The organism is Paenibacillus typhae (assembly GCF_900099765.1).
In the GTDB taxonomy this organism is placed as follows: Bacteria; Bacillota; Bacilli; order Paenibacillales; family Paenibacillaceae; genus Paenibacillus_AQ; species Paenibacillus_AQ typhae.
Genome location: NZ_FNDX01000087.1, coordinates 1 through 1,876 on the forward strand (window position 1 = coordinate 1; position 1,876 = coordinate 1,876).

The window sequence follows — 1,876 nt, forward strand, 5'->3', positions numbered from 1 at the left end:
TGCCTCCGGCTTCCTTCAGATTCCACCTCGCGGTGGACACCCTTGCCTTTAGCTAACAGTTCCTACTGCCAAGCCTGTAGCGGACTTTCACCGCCTAGTTATCGCCCATGCCGGGCGCACCAATAAAAGCCAGGGTCTCCGCAAAGCGCGGGAACCCTGGCTTCTTATTTTACAGAACTACAGGATAAAAGCCTTGGAGATGATAACCAGCAGAATAAACAGGACCAGAATTGCAGCAGTTGAAGTCATTCCGCCGAAGCCTCCGCCATAACCAGCAACGTTCTCGCTCATGTATTTTTCTCCTCCTTTGCAAGTGGGTACAGCTTAGAATATGCCTGCGGGCTTAGGATTGACTGGGTGAGTTTGCATTTCCGTAATTTAGATAATTTTTGATTTAAAACCGCTTACATCTCGTTTATAACGTAAAAAGAGCCGCTTCTCAGCGACCCAAGAATGATATATTTATTTTTTTTCAATTTCAGACCAGACTAAATATATAATTCCAATAATTATTAGAACAATTGGAACAGTCATCGCAAATGGTGGCGGGATTAAGGAAAGGGGTTCAGCTATCATGGTATTTGAAATCCCACTAAGCTTAAAAGAAAGCGACACAGCGGCTAAATAGTGCAAAGATTCTCTAATTATATAGGATATAACTCCAAGCACCAGAATTATTACCCCTACACCTTTTTTGCTCAAAAGCTTCCCCCACCTTATCTTATATTAATAGCTTGGTGCAGATGTACTTTGTTTTACAGTGTAAACACCATCAGGAAGCCCACCGCTCATTACTCTTGCTACGTAAATATCAGCGTAAGTGTTTGTATCACTTACTAATACACTGGTACCCTGAGCATTAGCGTAAACTTTTTCATTTAGCATACCATAAGAGTTATTAAAAATAGGATAATAATCCATCCAAGCATAATATCCTGGCGATATTGTCTGAGTAACAGTATCACTACTTGTATAGGTATTAGTCCAAGTCGCTCCAGCAGTAATCCCAACAGTAACAGCCTTTATTTTTGCCGAGACATTTAAAGAAATATTGGCTGCATAAGCTTGGGAAGCCGTATAAGCAATAGCTCTATTAACCGGATTAGTCGAGTCATTTTTAACTGCAGCAGAAATTCTTCTATTCATGTCACTTCTTGCATAATTATAAATATACCCTGATTGGTTATAAGTGTAAACTGTAGTTGTATACGCATCCATCGGTGTAACCAAAGAATTTGTTTTAAAAAGCGGATCGCTTGGTACGAGCCCCACCTTTGCTTGTTCTAAAGCTTTAATTTTATTGGCTTCTATTTCAAGCTTATTATATTCTTCTACAGTTAACTCCTGCAATCCATTATCAGTTGCACGATATGCCTTCACCACCTCAACTTCATTTTTTTGGAGAGCTGCGGTATTATGTACTTCTTCCGCTCCTGCATAGATAGGAAGACATAATAGCAAAGACATTGCGATAGGAATTAGAATTCTCTTTTTCATTTTAAAACCTCCAAATTTATAATAAGGTCGGCCAACCTCCTAAATAAAGGATACTATAATCTAATTTGGAAATAAATAGATCAAAAGACTTGCAAAATTTAAAATAAAGGTATTTTTATGTAATTATTGATTCATCCTATTCTTGAGTGTCGTAAGTCAGAAGGTCTTTTACCGATGCCAAGCTGTTATATGAATGAAGCTAAGTGCATTCTTATGAAATGAATAATCGCCCTAGAGCGTTTAGCACCGGACGATTATAAAGGTAACATTTTCCATATTATAAATACTAGAGTAAAGGGCTGGGTTTAAACCAGCCCCTCCTCATCAAACCGTACGTGAGGTTTTCCCTCATACGGCTTTCCGATGTTCGTCATTCATG

At 39.0% G+C, this 1,876-nt stretch carries 3 protein-coding genes; all 3 read right to left on the reverse strand.

Features of this window, described 5'->3' with window-relative positions:
• Nucleotides 1-177 precede the first annotated feature (177 nt).
• Nucleotides 178-291, reverse strand: a complete 114-nt coding sequence (locus BLR64_RS30655; RefSeq protein ID WP_206744042.1) for a YjcZ family sporulation protein — start codon at nucleotides 289-291, stop codon at nucleotides 178-180.
• Between the two features lie 171 nt (nucleotides 292-462).
• Complete coding sequence (locus tag BLR64_RS29880) at nucleotides 463-702, reverse strand: hypothetical protein (RefSeq protein ID WP_090720355.1); 240 nt, start codon at nucleotides 700-702, stop codon at nucleotides 463-465.
• 24 nt (nucleotides 703-726) lie between these two features.
• Nucleotides 727-1,497 carry a hypothetical protein gene (locus tag BLR64_RS29885; protein ID WP_090720357.1) on the reverse strand — a complete coding sequence of 257 codons (771 nt, stop codon included), beginning with the start codon at nucleotides 1,495-1,497 and terminating at the stop codon, nucleotides 727-729.
• Between the last annotated feature and the right edge of the window lie 379 nt (nucleotides 1,498-1,876).